The 16,788-nt window shown below is 61.4% G+C and carries 20 protein-coding genes; 13 read left to right on the top strand and 7 right to left on the bottom strand.

The window, feature by feature from the left end; all coding sequences use genetic code 11:
* A partial coding sequence (locus KBY88_RS13460; protein ID WP_254940449.1) for a phytochelatin synthase family protein occupies positions 1-583 on the top strand: 583 nt, incomplete at its 5' end.
* Positions 584-1,057: 474 nt separating this feature from the next.
* Here the strand turns inward: KBY88_RS13460 and KBY88_RS13455 are convergent.
* A complete protein-coding gene (locus KBY88_RS13455; RefSeq protein ID WP_254940448.1) occupies positions 1,058-1,243 on the bottom strand; it encodes a hypothetical protein in 186 nt (61 codons plus the stop codon).
* Positions 1,244-1,246: 3 nt separating this feature from the next.
* On the opposite strand from KBY88_RS13455, the gene KBY88_RS13450 reads away from it, so the two are divergent.
* Both KBY88_RS13450 and KBY88_RS13445 read left to right on the top strand, forming a co-directional pair.
* Positions 1,247-1,510 (top strand): WCX domain-containing protein, encoded by a 264-nt coding sequence (locus KBY88_RS13450; RefSeq protein WP_254940447.1) that lies wholly within the window; start codon positions 1,247-1,249, stop codon positions 1,508-1,510.
* A 140-nt stretch (positions 1,511-1,650) separates the two neighbouring features.
* On the top strand, positions 1,651-1,926 hold the full coding sequence (locus tag KBY88_RS13445; protein ID WP_254940446.1) for a hypothetical protein: 276 nt from the start codon (positions 1,651-1,653) through the stop codon (positions 1,924-1,926).
* Positions 1,927-2,050: 124 nt separating this feature from the next.
* Here KBY88_RS13445 and KBY88_RS13440 read toward each other — a convergent pair whose 3' ends face one another.
* From KBY88_RS13440 to KBY88_RS13430, 3 genes are all read right to left on the bottom strand, one after another.
* Entirely contained in the window at positions 2,051-2,419 is a 369-nt protein-coding gene (locus tag KBY88_RS13440; RefSeq protein ID WP_254940445.1) for an AbrB/MazE/SpoVT family DNA-binding domain-containing protein, read from the bottom strand.
* A gap of 79 nt (positions 2,420-2,498) precedes the next feature.
* The gene (locus KBY88_RS13435) at positions 2,499-3,167 is read right to left on the bottom strand and encodes a thermonuclease family protein (protein ID WP_254940444.1); all 669 of its coding nucleotides are present in this window, start codon (positions 3,165-3,167) and stop codon (positions 2,499-2,501) included.
* A gap of 43 nt (positions 3,168-3,210) precedes the next feature.
* Positions 3,211-3,351 carry a hypothetical protein gene (locus KBY88_RS13430; RefSeq protein ID WP_254940443.1) on the bottom strand — a complete coding sequence of 47 codons (141 nt, stop codon included), beginning with the start codon at positions 3,349-3,351 and terminating at the stop codon, positions 3,211-3,213.
* A 723-nt stretch (positions 3,352-4,074) separates the two neighbouring features.
* Between KBY88_RS13430 and KBY88_RS13425 the strand changes: the two genes are divergently transcribed.
* The 4 genes from KBY88_RS13425 to KBY88_RS13410 all read left to right on the top strand — a co-directional run bounded on the left by KBY88_RS13425 (position 4,075) and on the right by KBY88_RS13410 (position 5,644).
* A complete protein-coding gene (locus KBY88_RS13425) occupies positions 4,075-4,251 on the top strand; it encodes a hypothetical protein (RefSeq protein ID WP_254940442.1) in 177 nt (58 codons plus the stop codon).
* Positions 4,252-4,385: 134 nt separating this feature from the next.
* Positions 4,386-4,709, top strand: a complete 324-nt coding sequence (locus tag KBY88_RS13420; RefSeq protein WP_254940441.1) for a hypothetical protein — start codon at positions 4,386-4,388, stop codon at positions 4,707-4,709.
* Between the two features lie 51 nt (positions 4,710-4,760).
* Positions 4,761-5,090 (top strand): hypothetical protein, encoded by a 330-nt coding sequence (locus KBY88_RS13415; RefSeq protein ID WP_254940440.1) that lies wholly within the window; start codon positions 4,761-4,763, stop codon positions 5,088-5,090.
* A gap of 323 nt (positions 5,091-5,413) precedes the next feature.
* Positions 5,414-5,644 carry a hypothetical protein gene (locus tag KBY88_RS13410; RefSeq protein WP_254940439.1) on the top strand — a complete coding sequence of 77 codons (231 nt, stop codon included), beginning with the start codon at positions 5,414-5,416 and terminating at the stop codon, positions 5,642-5,644.
* Positions 5,645-5,662: 18 nt separating this feature from the next.
* Here KBY88_RS13410 and KBY88_RS13405 read toward each other — a convergent pair whose 3' ends face one another.
* Together KBY88_RS13405 and KBY88_RS13400 are read right to left on the bottom strand one after the other, a co-directional pair.
* A complete protein-coding gene (locus tag KBY88_RS13405) occupies positions 5,663-6,994 on the bottom strand; it encodes an ADP-ribosylglycohydrolase family protein (protein ID WP_254940438.1) in 1,332 nt (443 codons plus the stop codon).
* 10 nt (positions 6,995-7,004) lie between these two features.
* Entirely contained in the window at positions 7,005-7,853 is an 849-nt protein-coding gene (locus KBY88_RS13400; protein WP_254940437.1) for a M28 family peptidase, read from the bottom strand.
* A gap of 121 nt (positions 7,854-7,974) precedes the next feature.
* On the opposite strand from KBY88_RS13400, the gene KBY88_RS13395 reads away from it, so the two are divergent.
* From KBY88_RS13395 to KBY88_RS13370, 6 genes are all read left to right on the top strand, one after another.
* Positions 7,975-8,679 (top strand): MerR family transcriptional regulator, encoded by a 705-nt coding sequence (locus KBY88_RS13395; protein WP_254940436.1) that lies wholly within the window; start codon positions 7,975-7,977, stop codon positions 8,677-8,679.
* 55 nt (positions 8,680-8,734) lie between these two features.
* Positions 8,735-9,991, top strand: coding sequence for a vWA domain-containing protein (locus tag KBY88_RS13390; protein ID WP_254940435.1), 1,257 nt, complete (start codon positions 8,735-8,737; stop codon positions 9,989-9,991).
* Positions 9,978-10,610 (top strand): metallophosphoesterase family protein, encoded by a 633-nt coding sequence (locus tag KBY88_RS13385; protein WP_254940434.1) that lies wholly within the window; start codon positions 9,978-9,980, stop codon positions 10,608-10,610. The genes KBY88_RS13390 and KBY88_RS13385 overlap by 14 nt, the downstream gene beginning before the upstream one ends.
* A 121-nt stretch (positions 10,611-10,731) precedes the next feature.
* A complete protein-coding gene (locus KBY88_RS13380) occupies positions 10,732-11,730 on the top strand; it encodes a PDDEXK family nuclease (protein ID WP_254940433.1) in 999 nt (332 codons plus the stop codon).
* An 18-nt stretch (positions 11,731-11,748) separates the two neighbouring features.
* Complete coding sequence (locus KBY88_RS13375) at positions 11,749-15,294, top strand: TM0106 family RecB-like putative nuclease (RefSeq protein WP_254940432.1); 3,546 nt, start codon at positions 11,749-11,751, stop codon at positions 15,292-15,294.
* Positions 15,295-15,311: 17 nt separating this feature from the next.
* Entirely contained in the window at positions 15,312-15,728 is a 417-nt protein-coding gene (locus tag KBY88_RS13370; protein ID WP_254940431.1) for a hypothetical protein, read from the top strand.
* 317 nt (positions 15,729-16,045) lie between these two features.
* On the opposite strand, the gene KBY88_RS13365 is transcribed toward KBY88_RS13370, so the two are convergent.
* Positions 16,046-16,711 carry a hypothetical protein gene (locus tag KBY88_RS13365; RefSeq protein WP_254940430.1) on the bottom strand — a complete coding sequence of 222 codons (666 nt, stop codon included), beginning with the start codon at positions 16,709-16,711 and terminating at the stop codon, positions 16,046-16,048.
* Between the last annotated feature and the right edge of the window lie 77 nt (positions 16,712-16,788).

Here is a 16,788-nt window from a genome sequence, read left to right as displayed (position 1 = left end):
GAGCGTCGATCGCGCCGACTACGGACCGCTGGCCGAGCAGTTCCTCACCCAGGCCAATCCCGCCTACTGCGGCGTGGCCAGCATGGTGATGGTGCTCAACAGCCTGGCGGTGCCGGCCCCGCCAGCGGCGGGCTACGGGCGCTACCGCTTTTGGACCCAGGAGAACGTCTTCGAATCAGCCGCCACCCGGGCGGTGCTCAGCCCCGAGCAGGTCGCCCGCAGGGGCATGACCCTGCAGGAGATGCGGTCGATGCTGGCCAGCCATGGGCTGCAGGCGCGGGCCATCCATGGCAATCGTCTCAGCCAGGCCCAGTTCCGGCTGCTACTGCGCAGCAACCTCAGCCAGAGCGGTGATCGCCTGCTGGTGAACTACGACCGCAAGGCCCTGGGCCAGGCCGGCGGCGGCCACATCTCCCCGGTGGCCGCGTACCACGCCGCCACGGATCGGGTGCTGATTCTCGATGTGGCCCGTTACCGCTATCCGTCGGCATGGGTGCCCCTGGCCGATCTCTGGCAGGCAATCCGCAGCACCGACAGCAGCTCTGGCCTTAGCCGCGGAGTGGTGGTTGTGCGGCGGATCTGAGGAGGAGCAGTAGAGCCAATTTGGCGGTGCGAAGAGACAAACCCGATCTGATGATCCGGACCCTGCTCCAATACTCAGGGCGGATCACTAGCTTCCCCCGCGCCGACCAACCGGAGCTACTACCCAATAAAGTCCGAACCGCTCAAAAGCCCTGTCGTGTCAAGGCCTCAGAAACCCATGTGGCACAGATGTCGATGTGGCTCCAGCAAAGCAAAACCCTGTGCCACGTTTATTTGCTTCGCTAAATCACCAAATAAATCCCCAGCGCCAGCAGGGCGATGATTGCGCTCAGGGCCAAGCGACCCTGTCAATTCGGCGGGGCATCCGACACGACCAAGGAGATGGTGCCAGGTCAGGCCAGCAAGGGCAGCTCAATCGGCACAACCCCCAGCAGGACCTCATCGTGGTCGAGTTCGGATTAGCTCACCTCCTTGCCATAGATCAACCGCAGGCCGATCGGCAACATGTAAGCCCTCAGGCCACCCCAAAGAAATCGAGGGTGATCGCTAACAGATCCAGCAGCGCCTGGCCCCACCAGCAGGCGGCCATCAGCGTGAGCAGGAAGGTGAGCACCGCCAGACAGCTGATGCGCCGCATGCGGCTCGGGACGTTGCCGGCGGCCTTGACCACCACCGGCGGTGACTTTCGGGAAGTTGTCACTCCTTGGCGGCCATTCAGGCGACCTTGATTATGGAACTGGACCTGCCGCCTTGGACCGTGGCCGCCGACATCGACCTACGCAGCTGGCTCTTTGCCTTTGGCGGAGGCATCCGCATCGAAAAGCCCGATGCCCTTAGGCAAGAGCTGCTGCAGCGCTGCCGCAAGGCGATGGAGGTGAATGCGGAGGCCAACGCAGAGCAATCCCCACATCCAGAGCAACTCAGCAGCAACCCAAACTTCTTCCCCAGTCGCCTCCGCCACGACTGAAAAGCCATTGCTACCCCTGCGCCCGCCTTGGAAGGCATGAACCTTGGTTGCCGTCGCTGTAACGACAGATCAAAGTGTTCCGCCGGATACAGCCGCTCGCCCCTTGCTCTAATCAAGGTGTTGACCCAAGGAGAACTGACATGCCGTCATCCGTAGCCGCTGCTCTGCTGAGCAAGGCAGCCAGGTCAAGCGAGCGCAGCTACCGGCTCATCGATGGCAGCTGCGAGCCGCACCGCCAGCTCGACGGCCAATACAGCTCCCTTGATGACGCCATTGCCGATGCGATCGAGTGGATCGGTCACCTCAGCGAATCCGACCATCCGTCCAGCCTGATCGGTGTGGAGGTGAGCAGCACCAATGGCGACTGGCGCACCTGCCGCGCCCCGGTGCCCTGGCTCTGCTCTCTTCCGCGCTGAGTAGGCCCGATAGGCACTAGCTACCCCTTGGTGGCGAACAACAAGAACTCCCCGGGATGAACGGGGTGGGGTTCTCCTGAGCGGGCTGTCAGGAATGGCTGGCGCCTATGCCGGCATCTTCAGTTCACTCCTCTTCTGGAGCACCGAGGGGGATGAGCTTGATCTGCTTCTTACCCACCTTGATCTCGAACTCATCTCCCGGCTTGAGGTCGAGCAGGGTCGTGTAGGCCCTGCCCACCATGAGGTTGCCGTTGAACTGCACCTTGGTGATGTAGCTCAAGCTGCGGCCTGCCCTTCCTTTGCCGTTGCCACCGCCATCTCCAAGGGTGACGCCCTTGGCCTCCAGCAGCGCCTCATAGAAGGCCGTGAAGTTCAGCCGCTCGCTGCCGTCCTTCTTGGTGCTGAGGTAGCCGGCGGCTCGCACCAGATCGGACTTGGACGCATCACCAAGCTCCTTGACTTTGGCGAGCAGGTCAGATCCGATGAGGGCCATGGGGGAGAGGCATTGACAGGCGAAAGCTAATGGCTCGGCTGATGGTTGCCAGGTCAAGAAGGTGCGGGTGTCCGTCCCTTCATCTGAGACTCTCGCAAGCCTCACCATCACCATTGGAGTCCAAATAAGTGTGTCCCTGGCGCAACAGTTCCTGGGCTTGCTGATACGAGTCGATCTCCTTGCAGCGATACTTCCGGCCACCAGGAATGGGCTCGGTGGTGCTCGCTGATCGCCCTGCTGATCGGCTGCGGCGGAAGTCCCAGGGGCGGGTAATGCCGCCAGGCACCTGCCACACACCGTAGCGGCTGCGGGAGACCCGGAACTCAGCATCCAGATACTCCTTGGCATCGCACTGGCCCAGGTACTTCCGGTAGGCAAAGGCCATGCCGTATTCCACCAGGGCCAGGTTGATGTTCACGCCACTGATCACTTCGGCCACCGTGCGCCCGTAGCGATCCACCGTCTGAGGTCTGAGGATCACGCTGGAGCCCAGCCGCAGGCGGCTTTGCAGGTAGCTGCGGGCCTGGGCGCCATGGGGGGCCTGGGCCATCTCTGGCGCATCGATGCAGGCCAGCCGCACCGTGATCCGCTGCTGGCCCTGCTGCACACGGATGGTGTCGCCATCCCCGATCGAGAGCACCGTGGCGCGAACCTCGGTACCGGCCAACGCAGACGACGGGGATAGCGCCGCCGGGGTGATCGCCACCGCCAGCAACAGAGCGGCAAGTGGACGCAAGTGCAGGGGCATCAGCCCAGTCTGAAGGCCGATGTCCTTTCCCTTGTGCCCGCGCTCAGGAGCGCGGCTCCTGCCCCTCCAGCGCCGTGCGCAGCTCGCCGACGAACTCCTCATCCACCTCTGTGGTGGTGATTTCCTCTCCGACCAGGTCCTGGATCAGGGGGTAGAAACGCACATCGAACCACTTCCTGAACACCGGGTAGGTGCGTTCCGCAGGCCAGGTGCCGGTGTCACGGTGCCAGAAATCCAGCTCCGCCTCAAAGATCGTCTCGTAGATCTCCTCGAGGATCTTCTCGGCCTCCTCTTCCGTGTCGTAGTCGGGGATCAGATACAGTCAGGGCTCCCGGGCTCCACCAGCGTCGATATCCAGCTCAAGCGCCAGGGCCCAGTCGAGCAACTTCTGGGCGGGGTAGATCCCCACCGCGCAGCGGTTCACCACGGCCATGGCCCACCCGGCGGCATGGCTCAAACGCTAGGCCTGGCAACCTGTGCCGGCATGCCGCTGCCGGGGAAGCCAGACAACGCCTCGACGAAGAGAAGGCGACCAGCATCGAAGCGCTGCTGAACGTCCCCAATGAAAAGGGCGCCCCGTGTCGGGCGCCCTACTGCTGCGCAGAAGCCAGGGACTAGGGCCGGTTGCAGAGAAGTCGCAGCTGATCACTTGATCCTTTGTTCAGCCCGAATCAGCTCGGCGGAGCTTCTGAGGCCATACGGTCAAGACAACAGCTTGAACTTGACACCTGCAGTGCAACCGTGTCATTATAGGGGGCATGGTCGCCCCCCCTTTTTTTTCCGCTCCATTCTCTTGGTCCCACAAATGTTCCTGTCCCTTTCTGTCCCTATTGACCCTTACTCTTCATGCCCTTAGCTCGGTCATGGCACTTTTCTACTAGATCTATAACAACAACGGAGAATACCCATGGCCACCGACAACATGAAAACCCTCAGGGAGAAGCCAGAAGAAACCCCACGGCGCACCAAGCGAACCAAAGCCGAATTTGCTGCCCGTAATGACAGCCGGTTTGGCATCTCTCCTGAAGCGCTGGCCTGGGCTAAGGAAAAGTATGGCGACAAGTTTCCAGACAGCGATGCATAGACTTACACCCGACTGTGGGGTATGGATATTCGGCAGGTAGATGCCAATCAATAGCATGGCCTTCAAGTTTCAAAAAGGTGTCCCAAGCAGGTCTGCCGGGACATCCCCTCCCCTAACTTTTACGAGACAACAACATGTGGATTTTTCTCAATGATGCCTTTCTCTCGGTCGTTGCCGATCGGGAGGATCCCAAGGGCGAACGGCTTCTGGTGCGCGCTCGCCGCCAGGGGGACATCGAGCGCGTGTTTCCTGAGGCTTCTGTTTTCAGCGTGGATGGCGCCGATTATGCCTTTCGTGCCTGGGTTCCACGCCAGCGCGTGGCCGAAGCCATGGCTGCACGAGTCGGAGAAATCGATTACCCGAACTTCAAAAATGCGATCCATGACACCGCCTACCACGATGCGGCCCTTTCCGCCTGGAGTGCCATGCATGCCTACCAGAGTCGTCAGCTGCGTTGACCTGCCTGCTCGTTGAGCCCGAGCCACCATTACACCCTTGATGTGAATTCCATGCCCAACGGTTACGACCGCAATCTTGTCCGCCTGTTCGGGGCCATCGAAGGCTTCCGGGCTCGCCATGGCCGCTGGCCCCAGCGGGTGCTGTTGGGGCAGGGCTACATCGACGACTTCCGATCGATTCTGACGGAATCCGGCTTCCAGCAGCTGATCAGCAAGCTGGAACTCGTTGCCGATGCAGATGCCAACATCGACGCAGAAGATGATGCGTGCGGTCGCTACAGCTATGGCAAGGAGGGGTTTTCAAGTGTTGATCCTGACCTCAAAGTCAGTGACTGGCTTGGTGATCTTGAACACAAGCCGCATGAGAGTGAATTCAGCTAAATTCCAAAGGCCGAGCCCATCGATGAGTATGCCATCATCTGGGATACGGCCATTTTAGGGTAAGTGTACTCGGAAGACGTCAATGATATTCCACCACTTGGACAATTGAGAATCTCTTTATCCTTCCAGATACTTCTTTATAAGTCACAAGGTTAATTCATTCCATTCTCTTTTTTATGACAGACAATGATGAGTTGATCAGCGCCCTGCTTGATGGGCCGTTCAGGGCTTTACGTGATCAGAATCACGTGGACCCTTCTTCCATTCTTGTCTGGGATTCGAGCCTAAATCCGGTGATTCAGTCTGTCAGTTTCCTTGATCTGTTGAGTCGTTATCCCTGCGGCGGACCAGGATCCCAGTGGTCACCCTCTGACTTCGTGGAGATCCTCAAGGAAAAGCATCATCTGCTTCGCAGCAGCGTTGCGAGCCATGCCATCTCCGATGACGATCCGGAATCCACACCGATGTGCGGCACGGTGGTCTTGACCATCAGCGATGACCCCTGCAGGGCCCACAGCTGGTTGAGCGTCCGGGCGCTGATCAACCCCGATTGAGCTTGCGTTGGTGCGGCGTCAGCAGGAGACCTCCTCGGCGATGGCCTTGAAATCCAGCAGCCTCATGGCCGTCTCAAGAAAGCGACTGTGGTCCTGCAGACCCTGAATCCAGCGTTGGGGAATCGCGCCCAGGCCGTAGTGCGCCCCAGCCAGTTGTCCGGCGATGGCCCCCACCGTGTCGGCGTCATCACCCAGGTTCACAGCCGCCAGCACGCAGGTTTCAAAGCTCTCTGTGCTGCCGAAGGCCCACAGGGCCGCCTCCAGCGAACGCAGCGCATGGCCCGTGGCCACGATCGAAGCCGTGCGCCAGCTGCCATGGGCGATCGCCTGCACCTCCGGGGGCCCCTCCCACCAGGGGCCTAACAGCTCTTCCTTGCTGGCCCCCTGCAGGGCCCAGGCGAGCAGCTCTCCGAAGTAGGCCGTGGCAGCGAGGGCATGGGGGTGACCGTGGGTGGTTCGGGCACTGAGTCCCGACTGTTCGCCTGCTAAGGCGCGGTCCTCCCACCAGGCGATCGCCACCGGAGCCAGCCGCATCAGCGAACCATTGCCAAGGCTTTGGGGACCGCCTGCGTTCACGGTTTTCCTCCGCTTCCAGCGCTCCAAGGCCTCGCGGGTGCCGTTGCCGATGTCAAAGCAACGGCCGTTGACGCTGTTCTCTCCGTTCTTGTACCAACGCCAGTAGTGCTTGAGCTGGTCCTTCGGATCGTGGCGACCGCAACTGAGCAGCGATTCAGCCAGGCAGAGGGCCATCGACGTGTCATCGGTCCACTGGCCGGCCTCCAGGTTGAAGGGCCCGCCGGCGCGGTAGTCGGTGATGGGCACGAAGCTGCCAGGGGGTGAGAACTCCACGGGAGCACCCAGGGCATCGCCGATCGCCAGGCCCGTCAGGCAGCCCTGGGCGCGTCGTCCCATCCCCAGCGAAACCTCCCAGTCAGCACTGGGCAGAATTTCCTGCCTCAACACCAGAAGCCGTTGCAGGATCGTGGCGACGAACCCGGATCGCACATGACCGATCAGGGAGCCGTCACAGAAGCGCTCTGAACGCACCAGAGCCGTCAACAGCCGCCGCAGGTCCTGCAGTTCCGCCCGATTGAGAGATTCCGGCTCTTGGAAGAAGTTCTTCCCTTCCGCATTCCCCCAGGTGCTCCAGTCAAAGCTGAATACGAAGCCGTTGGCGTAGACGGCCTGATGAAAGGCGCTCAGCTCCGGGCTCATGTCCCAGGACGGGAAATGCCCCTCAAGGTGGACAGGGGTCCCGGCCACGTATCCCTCCTGCTCGAAGACCGGCAGGTAACGCAGCAGGGCATCGATTTGTCCCGGCGTGGGAAGGACATCGGCGGTGGAAATCATGGCGATGGCTTCAGAGTTGGCTCAGGCCGGCCTGCACCGCTTCGGTGACGGCAGCGAGGAAGGGCAGATCCAGGGTGTCGATCGTGTCGCTGGCCTGGTGGTAGTGGGGGTTCCGCATGAAGGAGGTGTCGGTGACCATCACGGCGTCGTAGCCCGCATCCCAGAAGGGGCTGTGGTCGGAGAGGCGCACATCGGGCAGCAGCCGGCCCTTCATCGGAACGGGAAGCACGTTGGTGCGCACGTGCCGCCCCATGCGCTGGGCCAGGCCCGGCAGCAGCGGAGCCGTGGCCGTGTTGCCCACCACGGCGATGAAGTCGCCGCGATCGCCGAACAGGGCCCGCATCCCGGGCACCGGGTAGTTCTGGGTTTCGGCCGTGTAGCCGAGCATCTCCAGGCTGACCATCAGCCGCAGCTTCTGGCCGGAAGCCTTGAGCTCAGTGGCCAGGGCCGCGCTGCCGAGCATGCCCCACTCCTCGAGATCAAAGGCGACGATCCACACCGGTCGCTTTGCGGGATTCACCGCCCAGCGCTGGGCCAGCTCGATCAGGGCCGCCACACCCGTGGCGTTGTCGTCGGCACCGGGTGAATTAAGCGGCCCGTCGTAGTGGGCGGCGACAAGCAGAGGGTCAAGGTGGTTGTGTTGGCCGGGCAGTTTGAGGATCAGGTTGACGCCCGCATCGATCCCCGAGTGGAAGCGGTGCTCCTCCACGGGGCCCAGGGCACCCAGCTGTTCGGCTATGTAGGAGCGCACGGCCAATAGGCCGAGTTCATCCCAGCGGGCGTGGCGGGGTCGGGCCAGCACCTGCAGATGCTCGAGCAAACGCTGCTGGAGGTTGGGTGCGGTGGGGGTGGTGGTCATTCGCAGGAGGTGCCGCCCAGACCGGGCGAGAAGGGGGGAAGCTTGATGCGTGGTTCAGGGGCGCCTGCCCCATGACTCAAACCGCTTGACGGTTGCACTGCAACTGTGTAATCATAGGTTCATGGTCAAGCCCCCAGCCGATTCCCTGCCCCCCCAATCCTTCGAGACCTTCTATGGCCTCGAGGATCTCCTGGAATTGGCCAGTGAACAGCTGGGGGAGGAGATCACCGCGCGCACCGTGCGCCTCTATGCCACCCAGGGGCTGATCGATCGCCCCGGCAAGGAGGGCCGCAGTGCCGTCTATGGCCAACGTCACCTGCTGCAGTTGTTGCTGATCCGCTCCCTGGCCCGGCGCGGTCTCAGCCTCTCGGCCATTGCCCCCCTCTGCGTCCTGGCGGACGACGAGATCGCCGATCAGCTCGCTCAGCTCGAGGGTTCCACTGACCCCCCCGCAACGCCCACCCCATCGGGCGAACCCGGCAACGAGGCCCTGGCTTACCTGCAGGGCCTCGAACGGGAGTCTTCTCCCTCACGGCTTGAGGGCAGTGGCTCCCTGCCCCTATCCCTGCTCGGCTCACCGCTGCCGTCTCCTTCCTTCTCCCGCTCTCCCAGTTCCTCCTCCACCCGGAGCACCTCCAGAAGCACCTCTCGGAGTGGCGGCAGTCGCGACGCCGCCAGCCGCTGGCACCGCTTCAGCCTCTTCCCTGGAATCGAGTTACACATCAGTGATTCGGTCTCGATTCCGCCGCCTGGAAGTCGCCGCCTGTCCTGGCTCCAGAAGCTCGGTGAACGTCTCAACGACCTGCTCGACGGCTCCCAGAGCTGAGCCCAGCACCGTCAAACCCTGTCCAATTCCCATCCAACCGCCTTTCAAACCAACCATGACCCAACCCAGCCTGCGCTTTCGGCCCCTGCGGCCTGCCGTGGCTTCTGATCGCCCGTCACGCCTTGATCTGCTGCTCACGATCACACCCCCAGCCCTGAAAGCTGAGCCCCAACGTCAGCAGCGACCTCCGCTGAACCTGGCTCTGGTGATCGACCGCTCCGGCTCGATGAGCGGCACCAAGCTCAGCTATGCCCGCAAGGCGGCCCGCTTCCTGGCCGGGGAACTCACCAACCGTGATCGTCTCGCCATCGTCAGCTTCGACGACGAGGTGAAGGTGGTCGTGCCCTCCACCCCCGTCATCGATCCCCAGCCCTTCATCGCGGCAATCAACACCATCCACAGCGGCAGCTGCACGGCCCTCTTTGATGGCTGGCTGGCTGGAGCCACCCAGGTGGCCGAACACCTCGATCCCACCCAGATGAACCGGGTGCTGCTGCTCTCCGATGGCCAGGCCAATGAGGGCCTCACCGACCAGGAACAGATCGCCACCAAGGTGGCAGGCCTCACCCAGCGGGGCATCAGCACCAGTGCCTTTGGCCTGGGGGCGGACTTCGATGAAGACCTGATGGGGGCCATGGCCGCTGCAGGCGATGGCACCCTGGCCCACATCGAAAGCCCCAGCCAGCTGGCGGATCTCTACGCCTCCGAGCTTCAGGGCCTGGCCACCACCATCGGGCGGCGGGTGAGCCTGGGGGTGCGCGGCAAGCATGGCGCCGAGGTGGTGGATCTGCTCAACGACCTCAAGCCCACCGGTGCCGGCAACCACCAGCTCCCCAATCTGCGCGCCGGCCAGGAGCTCAATGTGGGTGTGCAGCTCCAACTGCCCGCCTGGATCCCCAATCAGGAGATCCTCAGCGTGCGGCTGGCCTGGGAGGCTCCCGGTAGCAGCGAACGGCAGACCCTGATCGAGCATCTGACGTTGCCGGTGATGGACAGCGAGGAGATCAAGCAGCTTGACCCCGATGAGGCGGTGGCTGAACAACTGGCGCTGCTGCGGGCCAACCGGGAGCGCAGACATGTGATCGCCGAACTTGATCGGGGGGATATCAGCAGCGCCAGCCTCAACCTGAGCCAGCTGTATGAGGAGCTGTCGGCGATGCCCGCCAGCCCCAAGCTCTCGCGGGAACTCGACCTGCTGAACGAAAAGCTGGCCATGCTCAAGAGCGACCCGAACCGCAGCCGCAAGAACCTGAAGCGGGAGTCGCAGCGCTCCAGCCTGAACGTCTGGGATAGCGCCGATGACCAGAACTGACGTGGTGGCCATCGGGGATGTGCACGGCTGCGCCTCCCTGCTGGAGCAGAAACTCTGGCCGCACCTAGACACGGGGGCTGAGCTGATCTTCCTGGGGGACCTGATCGATCGCTCCCCCGAATCCGAGGGCGACCGGAAGGTGCTGGAGCAGGTGTGGCTGCTGCAGGAGAATCCCGCCGCCTTCGGTCTGGCGGCGGTGACGGTGCTGCGGGGCAACCACGAGCAGATGCTGCTGAAGGCGCTGGCGCCAAGAGCGCAGGACCAGGACGTGGACTTATGGCTGTACAACGGCGGCAACCCTGACCTCCTGCCCCTGGCCCGCGAGCGCCGGGACTGGTTCGAGCAGCTGCCGTTCACGGCCATCCGCGGCGACTATCTGTTCGTCCATGCAGGCGTCCGCCCCGGCATCCGCCTGGAGCACCAGGCCACAGATGACCTGATCTGGATCCGGCGGCCATTTCTCACCAAGCCCCACGAGTTGCCCTACACCGTGGTGCATGGGCATACCTTTCGCCATGACTACCAGGTGACGCGGTTACCGCATCGGATTGGAATTGATACGGGAGCGTTCTGCAGTGGAGTGTTGACGTGTCTGGCTTTGGGCCCAGAATCACGGTGACGTAGATGGAGGACCGATAAGTTTCTTGTAATGACAGATTCAGGCGTAAAGCAGATCGAAGACGATCCTTGGCTTCTTAACCCCTTCACACGGAATTATTCCCGTAATCTTGGATTTATCTATGACCATTAATCTTAGCAAGATCACGAATGTGCGCTTTATCAAGCTAGGCGAAAAAGGCTGTCGAGAGGCAAGTTGCATAGCGGATAATAATTGCTATATTGGATTTTGTTCAGCTGATCCGGACTGCTTTCGGCTCATCTCTGAGGCGCCGATCGCCAGTGACCTTTCTGAGGCTTGGAGGAAAGTTTGGGATTTCCATTACAACAGTGCGAAAGGAAGCGACCCTGCCAGGAGAAAGGAGGCAACGCGTACAACAAATCAGTTGCGCTTCTTTTTTGAATCAGGAGACGAAACTCTCTGGGTAACGTTTCATGCACGGAAGCTTTATTATGCAGTTCTCGATCCTGCAATTGCACCAAGACGCTCAAGTGAGGATGGAGGCAGCTATCGTCAGGTGGTTGACAAGTGGTATTGCTCTGACGTGAGTGGTAGAGAGCTGCTTGAAGATAAGCTTTCGGGCCGCGTGACTATGACGAAGGGCTTCCCTGGCACTTCTTGCGCTGTTGGGATTGATGTAAGGAACTACCTACTTCGTCGAATAAACTGCCAGCGACATCCCTATCAAATCAAAATTGATAATGCCATGGAGGAGCTCTACGGCGGATTATCCGAGGCCATCCGCTCACTAACGCCTGGGGACTTTGAACTGCTGGTGGAACTCATCTTCTCACAGACTCTCCGACGAGTAAGCATTACCGGAAGAGTAATGAGTTTTATTGATATTGCTTTTGAAAACCCTCTCAATGGCGCCATGGTAGCCGTTCAAGTCAAAGCAAGAACTACCCCAGTAGAGTTTGAGCAATACCTGCAAGCTGCCGATCGAGGAACATATAGTGCATTTTATTACGTTTTTCATACTTCCGAGATTGCTTTAGAAGAATATATAATTCCACCTGAAATAGATGCTTCAATTGTAACCATACTCGATACTACTAGAATTGCCCCTATGGCTATTGAAGCAGGTCTTGTCTCTTGGATAATAGACAAAGCTGGCTGAAATACACTTCTCATTTTCATGGCACACCGCCCTATCACCCCCAGCCAACTCGCCCTCTTCAGCCGCAGCCCTCGGATCGGGGCCTGGTGGGAGGAGCTCAAAGCCAGGGGGCTTTTCACTGGCGAGCAACCGCCTCCCTCCTCCCTTGATGAGCAACTGTTCGCCGATGGTCTGCGCCTCGAGCAGGTGTTGCTCAACCGGTTGGAAGCCGAGGGCTATCGCATCGCCCGCCTGGCCGGCAAGCAGAACGAGGCTGATTACGTCGCCACCCGCGAGGCGATGGCAGCAGGGTTCGACTTCATCCATCAGGCCTCTCTGAACAACGGAGAGCTCCGGGGCTCGGCCGATGTGCTGCGCAGGATTCCCCAGCCCTCAGATCTCGGCGAATGGAGCTACATCCCGATCGAATGCAAGCTGGCCAGCAAGCCACGCACCACTTTTCTGGTCCAGGCCTGTGCCTACGTCGAGCTGCTCACTCCATTGCTGGGGCACCGGCCCGATCGCTTCGAGTTGTTTCTCGGTGGTGGCCGCTTCCAGACCTATGACACCGATCGTTTCTGGGCCTGGTACCAGCAGCTCCGCAACCGCTACCGCGATTTCTGTGCTTCCTTTGATTCCGCCTCGCCGCCGGAGGATGAACCCGGTGATCACGGCAGCTGGAGCGCCTTCATCGAGGAGCGGCTGATTGCCGAGCGGGATCTCGTGCTGGTGGCGAACATGCGCCAGACCCAGCGCCTCAAGCTCAAGACCGCCGGCATCCACACGATCGAGCAGCTGGCCGCACTGTCTCCCGGCGCCAGCATCGCTGGCCTTGCGGCCGAGGTCCTGTTCGAGTTACGTCAGCAGGCCCAGCTGCAACTCACACCCCATGGGGCCGATGGGACGCCCGCCTTCCTGGTGCGCCCCCTGCAGCCGGGCAAGGGCCTGGCCGCCCTCCCCGCCGCCGATGCCGGCGACATCTGGTTCGACATGGAGGGCATTCAGGATGCCGTTGCCGCCAAGAAGCTCGAATACCTCTTTGGGGCCTGCTACCGGGAGGCCCCGGCTGAGCCGGCAGCCTTCATCGCCTGGTGGGGCCATAGCTCCTTGGGAGAAAAGCGGGCCTTCGAGGGGTTTGTGGATTGGGTGGAGGAACGACGGCGCCTTCATCCAAGCCTGCACGTCTACCACTACGCCAGCTATGAAAAGTCGGCGATGCGCCGCCTCTCCCAGCAGCACTCCACCCGAGAAGCGGTGATCGACAACTGGTTGCGCAGTGATCTGCTCTGTGACCTGCTGCCGATCGTCACCCGCTCGATCGTGCTCGGTGAGGGCAGCTACTCGATCAAGAAGGTGGAGGGGCTCTACATGGGCCCCCGCGGCGCCGATGTCACCAACGCCGGTGATTCCGTCGTCGCTTACCTGCACTGGCAGTCCTCCGGTGAGCCTTCCCTGCCGGGCGCAGCCCCAGAAGCCAGTCCCAGGCTTCAGGCCATCGAGGACTACAACCGCGACGACTGTGTCTCCACGGTGCTGCTGCATGACTGGCTGCTGGATCTGCGCCGCGCCCAGGGACTACCCGAGCAACCACTCGAATATCCGGAGGAGGAACGCCCTGAGGCGGAACCCTGGCCCCTGGAAACCCTCAGCGCCCGGTTGATCGCCGAGTTGCCCGAGCAGCTCCAGAGCGATCCAGCCGCCAATGCCCCAGAAGCCGACTTGCTTGCCCAGGAGCAACCGGGACCCCGGGGCCTGAGCTGGCGGGTGCAGCGCCTGCTAGCCCAGCTGCTGCCGTTCCATCACCGCGAGGCCAAGGTGGCCTGGTGGGCCTACTTCGATCGCAGGGGCAAGGCCCTGCAGAGTCCGGAGGAACTCGACGCCGATGGCGAGGCGATCAACGGCGCCGTCTGGCAAGGCTCCGAGAGTGTGCCGAGTGCGCGCACCGGCGCCGATCTGCACACCTTCTGCTTCGATCCGAGTCAGACCCTCAAACTCCATGTCGCTCTGGGAGATGGGTCCATCAAGCTGGAGATCCCCGAGACCGGCCAGAAGCTCCAGGCCGTGGTGATCGACGGCGAACAGGGCACCCTCACCCTCAAGTACCCCTGGAGCACGAGAGACAAGCGGCAGGCCGCCGGCCAGGCGGTGGAACTTCCCAGGGGTCCCATCCCTCTGATCAAGGTGCCCGAGGACATCAGCGAGCTTCTACGCGACAGCCTGCTGGCCCAGGCCGAGAGCTGGGTGGATGGTGGCAAGCCCATCCCTGCCGCCATCGTTCATCTGCTGGAGCGCCGTGCCATTGAGCCACTGATCTCGCTCAATGCTGCCCTCGCAGCCGATCCGAGCGCCTTGCCGGCCCATCTGGCGGCGTTTCTTGCCTCCCACAGCGATCTGACCCTCGCTCTCCAGGGCCCCCCCGGCACTGGCAAGACCACCGTCACCGCCGAGATGATCGCCGAGTTGGTGCAGCGCGGTCTGCGGGTGGCGATCAGCTCGAACAGCCACGCCGCGATCAACAACCTGCTGCTCAAGGCCCACAGCACCTGCGCCGGCCGTGGCCTCAGCCAGCAGGTGGTGAAATGCAGCACCGCTAAAGACGACAAAGGTCTGGTCGGCCAGCCCGTGGCGCTCTGCAAACCCGATGCACTCACTGGCTCGATGGCCGTGGTGGGCGGCACGGCCTGGATGTTCGCTCGCCCCGTGATGGAGGAGGCCTTCGACTGGCTGGTGGTGGATGAGGCGGGGCAGATGTCCCTGGCCAATCTGCTGGTGATGGCTCGCTGCGCCCGAGGAATCCTGCTAGTGGGCGACCAGCAGCAACTGGCCCAGCCCAGCCAGGCCGATCACCCGGGAGAAAGCGGCCGCTCCTGCCTGGAGTATCTGATGCAGGACAAAGCGGTGGTGCCGGCAGATCGGGGCGTGTTCCTGGCCACTAGCTGGCGGATGGAACCCTCGCTCACCTCGATGGTGTCGGCGCTCTTCTACGACGGCCGCCTCAAGGCCAGCCCCGCCAATGCGATCAACCGGATCGAGTGGCGGGAGCCCTTCACCGGCAGCGATGGTGGAGTCCTCCCCAGCCAAGGGTTGGTGTTTGAGGCGGTTGAGCACACCGGCTGCAGCGTCAGCTCAGAAGAAGAAATCGAGCGCATCGCTCAGCTGGTGAAATCCCTGCTGGGCTCCAGCTACCGCCATGCCAGCAGCGGCGCTGAACGCAGTGGGGTCCTAACCCCGATCGACATCCTGGTGACGGCTCCCTACAACGTTCAGGTGAACCGGCTGCAGCAAAGGCTGGGCAACCGTGCCCGGGTGGGAACGGTGGACCGATTCCAGGGCCAGGAAGCCCCCGTGGCCATCCACTCCCTCACCGCCAGTGACGGAGATGCCGCCCCCCGGGGCCTGGGTTTCCTGTTGCAGCCCAACCGGCTCAACGTGGCCATCAGCCGTGCCCGTTGCCTCTCGATCGTTGTCGGCTCACCCGGCCTCGTAACGGGTATCGCCAACACGGTGGAGGAGGCGGAGCAGATCAATCGGTTGTGCCGCTTGGTCCAAGCTTCCATGGAAGATGATCGCCGAGATGTCAGCTGAACTGAATTGGATACCCTATGTCGTTCAACGTCAAGTCTTGGTTGGTAGATGCGGTAGTCGATTCTGTACTCGCCAAGCCATCTGGCTCACGTCACGGAATTACTGGATTCTGGCTTGCATCGCTGAACCGCGTACGCAATGAGCGCATCCTGAGAATTGGCACGCTCCATGGGCATCACTTCTTGCTTGCTGCTGAGATTGACACGGATACGACGCACGTCATGGACCCAAACCGTCTTGATGAGTACGTCGAGCACGAGATGCTCAAGCACTCGAAAGACAAGGACTCCTTTTCCATACAAGCTGCTCGCGCCCACGTACAAGAATGCGTCGAGAAAGGGCGCATCGTCGTCGCCTTCCGGAATGCTCGTGCATTAACCGGAGAGTTCAAGAGCAATGGGCGAAACTCCGTCTGGTATGAGGAAGATCAGTGACGTTGAAACTCGCCCCAATACTGTTAGCCTTGAGTTCACAGTGACTAAACTGGAGCTGTGGTCTAAGCCAGCCACAATGTCACACTGGAACTCAACGAACTAGGAATTGGCATGCCAACTGAGAACGGTGTAGTGGAAGCATGTGCGCTTAACCCAAGAGCAATGGGTACAATATTGTCTCATTTAGGCTAAATAACTAATCGGGCAACGATATTGAGACGACTAAAGACGGTAAACCTTATATGTAGAATGCAAAGGTGGGTCGTCGAAAAGTAGGGACGATACTTTTAGCGAGAGGGATGGCATCGACCCTCCACTCACGCTTGTGAGGAGGCCGCGTGAGCCGGTTCAGCGACGGCTCCGTCCAGCCGATGGGCAAAGGCGGGATGGATCACCCCGGTCGAGCTGTAGCGCAGGCGCTGCTTGATCCCATCCAACGTGAAGTCGTAAAGCTCGCCATCATTGAGGTCGATGAACTGCCCCGTCAGCACGATGACGTCGTGCTCGTCCACCGCGGCCATGAAGACTCCATAGTCCAGGCGATGGAGATGAGCGTGGTTGCCGTAAGCCTGCTTGAGATCTTGAAAAATCTCGGCCAGCACCTTCAGCATCTCCTCGGTGAGAACCTCTTCCGAGCTGCTGCCCTCCGGCAGGTTGTAGGCCGTGGGCATCAGCGCGACCAGGGAACCGGGAACGATGGGCTCTTCTTCCGGCGCATAGACCTTCGGACAGAAACCCCGGCTCTCCAGCATCCACTCGAGCAGCTCGTCCAGACCCGTCACATCGGAGGTCATCAGGGCGACCTCTCCCTCTCCATCCGGCTTGGTCTTGACCCAGGTGATCCGGCTGATGGCCTCAAACGCGCGGGCCTCAGCCAACCAAGGGAGCAGATCCTGCTCGGAGCAGCCCATGAGGCCCTCCTCCACAAGGTTGTCGATGCTGAGTGCGGTCACAGGCAACTGAGCAAGCCACTGCTGGGCCAAGGGAAGGAGTTGATCCATGGGGGATTGAGGACGTCATTGAGGATTCCATCAGTGTAGCACTTGCAGTGTCACTGTTG

Source organism: Cyanobium sp. Morenito 9A2, from assembly GCF_024345575.1.
Taxonomy (GTDB): Bacteria; Cyanobacteriota; Cyanobacteriia; order PCC-6307; family Cyanobiaceae; genus ATX-6F1.
This window is presented reverse-complemented; position numbering and strand designations above follow the sequence as displayed.

Excerpts from the sequence above, each read along its gene's own strand:
- KBY88_RS13440 (WP_254940445.1), bottom strand. The coding sequence starts at position 2,419 with ATGGCCCTCATCGGATCTGACCTGCTCGCCAAAGTCAAGGAGCTTGGT.
- KBY88_RS13400 (WP_254940437.1), bottom strand. The coding sequence starts at position 7,853 with ATGACCACCACCCCCACCGCACCCAACCTCCAGCAGCGTTTGCTCGAG.
- KBY88_RS13375 (WP_254940432.1), top strand. The coding sequence starts at position 11,749 with ATGGCACACCGCCCTATCACCCCCAGCCAACTCGCCCTCTTCAGCCGC.
- KBY88_RS13395 (WP_254940436.1), top strand. The coding sequence starts at position 7,975 with ATGGTCAAGCCCCCAGCCGATTCCCTGCCCCCCCAATCCTTCGAGACC.
- KBY88_RS13370 (WP_254940431.1), top strand. The coding sequence starts at position 15,312 with ATGTCGTTCAACGTCAAGTCTTGGTTGGTAGATGCGGTAGTCGATTCT.
- KBY88_RS13385 (WP_254940434.1), top strand. The coding sequence starts at position 9,978 with ATGACCAGAACTGACGTGGTGGCCATCGGGGATGTGCACGGCTGCGCC.
- KBY88_RS13435 (WP_254940444.1), bottom strand. The coding sequence starts at position 3,167 with ATGCCCCTGCACTTGCGTCCACTTGCCGCTCTGTTGCTGGCGGTGGCG.
- KBY88_RS13415 (WP_254940440.1), top strand. The coding sequence starts at position 4,761 with ATGCCCAACGGTTACGACCGCAATCTTGTCCGCCTGTTCGGGGCCATC.
- KBY88_RS13445 (WP_254940446.1), top strand. The coding sequence starts at position 1,651 with ATGCCGTCATCCGTAGCCGCTGCTCTGCTGAGCAAGGCAGCCAGGTCA.
- KBY88_RS13425 (WP_254940442.1), top strand. The coding sequence starts at position 4,075 with ATGGCCACCGACAACATGAAAACCCTCAGGGAGAAGCCAGAAGAAACC.
- KBY88_RS13380 (WP_254940433.1), top strand. The coding sequence starts at position 10,732 with ATGACCATTAATCTTAGCAAGATCACGAATGTGCGCTTTATCAAGCTA.
- KBY88_RS13420 (WP_254940441.1), top strand. The coding sequence starts at position 4,386 with ATGTGGATTTTTCTCAATGATGCCTTTCTCTCGGTCGTTGCCGATCGG.
- KBY88_RS13405 (WP_254940438.1), bottom strand. The coding sequence starts at position 6,994 with ATGATTTCCACCGCCGATGTCCTTCCCACGCCGGGACAAATCGATGCC.
- KBY88_RS13390 (WP_254940435.1), top strand. The coding sequence starts at position 8,735 with ATGACCCAACCCAGCCTGCGCTTTCGGCCCCTGCGGCCTGCCGTGGCT.